Source organism: Kordia periserrulae (assembly GCF_003054265.1).
In the GTDB taxonomy this organism is placed as follows: Bacteria; Bacteroidota; Bacteroidia; order Flavobacteriales; family Flavobacteriaceae; genus Kordia; species Kordia periserrulae.
On sequence record NZ_QBKT01000021.1, the window covers coordinates 1 to 2,588 of the forward strand.

5 protein-coding genes are annotated in these 2,588 nt (G+C 41.3%); all 5 read left to right on the plus strand.

Features of this window, described 5'->3' with window-relative positions; all coding sequences use genetic code 11:
• Window positions 1-618 (plus strand): hypothetical protein (locus C8N46_RS20735; RefSeq protein WP_158269222.1); only part of this gene is annotated, 618 nt, incomplete at its 5' end.
• A gap of 31 nt (window positions 619-649) precedes the next feature.
• Window positions 650-1,126: a hypothetical protein gene (locus C8N46_RS19980; RefSeq protein WP_108116879.1), complete on the plus strand. Its 477-nt coding sequence runs from the start codon at window positions 650-652 to the stop codon at window positions 1,124-1,126.
• A gap of 93 nt (window positions 1,127-1,219) precedes the next feature.
• Window positions 1,220-1,816, plus strand: a complete 597-nt coding sequence (locus C8N46_RS19985; RefSeq protein ID WP_108116880.1) for a hypothetical protein — start codon at window positions 1,220-1,222, stop codon at window positions 1,814-1,816.
• 26 nt (window positions 1,817-1,842) lie between these two features.
• Entirely contained in the window at window positions 1,843-2,211 is a 369-nt protein-coding gene (locus tag C8N46_RS19990) for a hypothetical protein (RefSeq protein ID WP_108116881.1), read from the plus strand.
• The gene (locus C8N46_RS19995; RefSeq protein WP_108116882.1) at window positions 2,201-2,494 is read left to right on the plus strand and encodes a hypothetical protein; all 294 of its coding nucleotides are present in this window, start codon (window positions 2,201-2,203) and stop codon (window positions 2,492-2,494) included. The genes C8N46_RS19990 and C8N46_RS19995 overlap by 11 nt, the downstream gene beginning before the upstream one ends.
• The last annotated feature ends 94 nt before the right edge of the window (window positions 2,495-2,588 follow it).

Below are 2,588 nucleotides of genomic sequence, written 5' to 3' on the forward strand. Positions count from 1 at the left end.
TCCAACACCTTTGGAGCGATTTTCGCCAACGGATTTGAACTCACGTGTTGGAATTCCACTTTTACCCCGCAACAAACAACCGCAGAAATATCAGCTATTCACGCGCCGTATTTCCAAAATCTATTTCAAGAACTACAAACCGCATCAAGTGTGAGCGAGCTGAACAATCGACTCAACTATTTGGCAATGGCAGTCTATGTATGTCGTGATATGTATTGGTTTTTACGTGTAAATGAGAATTGGCGTAGATGTTCCCGCTTGGCACTCGACCAGTACAACGAGGTATTCTATGCGCTGATTCCTGCTTTTGAAAGCATTGTCACCTCACTTGGCTACACCTACAACATCACAGAAATACGTCAAGAAACCACCGATGCCGCATGGATATTTGAAGGTTATAATCACCAGTGGTCAGAAAACACCACCGCGATGTATCCAGTCTTTTTAGTGGAATCCAAAACCACTACAGAACCCGTAGAACCTATCGATGTGGTAAGTAATCCAACGGTGACTGATGGCACTAACTCTCCAAAACCAATAGTTACCAAAAAATCTTCCAATGCAGGGTTATGGCTTGCTGCCACTGCTATTGCAGGAACGCTCATGGCAAAAGCTTAAAAACAAGTATTAATTATAAAAACAAATAGATATGAAATTTAAAATGTTTACAGGCAAGACAGTCGCTAGTGCATCCTTTGATGCAGGCGGGATGCTTGCAGGCGGATTACTTTCCTCAGGAGTTGAAGGACTTGTGCCAATTGAAGATTCTAAAATGCGAAAAGCAGCACTGGCGGCACTAGGAATTTTTGGTGCAGCTTCTATACAAGGAAATGACACCACAGCCAAAATCACTAGAAACCTGCTTTTAGGAATGGGCATTCGTCAAGGACAACGCTTTATCGCTGAAGCGGCTACTCCGACACTTCCTGAAGCGGATGGAACGACCATGAACAAATTCATGCACGACATGTTAGAAACTGGCGGTGGCGATGTGATTAAACCAACGGTTGAAGCAAGCAGACGCATGGGTATGGGCTATCGTTTTACACCTAATCGAACCAACACTCAAATAGGTGCGCATCAAACCACTGCCCAACCTACACGATTGGAGTTTCCACTGACTTAAAAGCAAATTTTAGGACGATACCCGCAACAAAACGCAACAATTTGCAACAAGATGCAACAAAACGCAACAACAATTTAACAAATACAAAACACAATGAAACAAACAGAATTATACGCAGAAGTTTTAGACTTTCTTGGGAAAGTTGCCAACGAATCAGGCAATTTCTCAAACGATATGATTAGCAACATTCGCAACAAAAATATCAAATTACAGGATAGTGAAATCTATATTCGACAGGAATTGCAAGCCAATGGAAGTTCCCAAGATTTATTCGAGAAGGAATTACAGAAAATCGTTGGCGAAAATCTCTTTGATGGCAACAAACTCGATACAGGACGCTATTTTATTGCCACAAGTGTACGTCTTACCTATGGAGTTGCCAATGATGGTAAATCACGCGGTTTGGTAGATTTTACAAACAACTTACCGATTGCGCTTTTAAACGGTCAAATCATCCAAAAGCAAGACTCGAACATCATCATGGATTTGCCGATCAAAGCCATCGCCGAAGCCATTCACACAGACAAATACAAATATCCTTTTAACAAGTTTATCCTATTTAGAGATAACAAAACGCTCAATGCAGAAATCAGAGTGCCTGATGGTGCAAGTTTGGGACTTCAAGCTGGAGAAAAAGGATTTATTGAACTGCGATACATCGGATTTGAAACATCGGCTAGTAAAAAGTAATTGACACAACGTAAAAAAGTACGACCATGCAAAGAAATAGAAATTTAAAATATGTAGGTGTAAACCTTACCATCACCGCAAATGGAAAGTCCACGCAAGAGCCAAAGGAACTTGTTAGAGGACGTTGTATCGGGGTTACTTTTTTTGAATTCGATGCGATACCACTGCAAAATATCAATCTATCCATTGAAGATACACAGGGCAATCCTATTTTGGAAGCTGTAGACGTGCGTGATTTTAAAAAGGGTACAATTGGCGGATTGGAAGCCTACAAGCCTGTAAACTTTAAAACCAATGGCAAGGTGCTTATCAACATGTTTTCGCCTGAAATAGTTGCAAGAGAATTTTCAGGACACTTTTTATTTGTAATTGACACCGATGGCTATGATAGATAGAACAGGCACAATATCGGCAAAACTCATCACCGCAGATACCATTCTTGATTTGAAGCAACTCAATCAGCGCGGTGTACATCACTTAACCCTTCGCAATCGCGGGAATCAAACGGTGATGATAAACGGTATTGATGATGTCAAACCCGATGAGATATTTGTGGTGGAAGTTCCTTTTGCAGTGGTCAACAGCAGTTTTCGAATTGATTTTGTAGCAACAGAAGAAGCCGTGCCAAATCCAAGACTTGTGATTTGGTATGGCACACTTCACTGCCCATCAAACTAGCAACAAAACGCAACAAGATGCAACAATCCGCAACAAGTCACAACAAGATGCAACACATCGCGCATCATCTATCACAGCATCCCAACAATTCCAT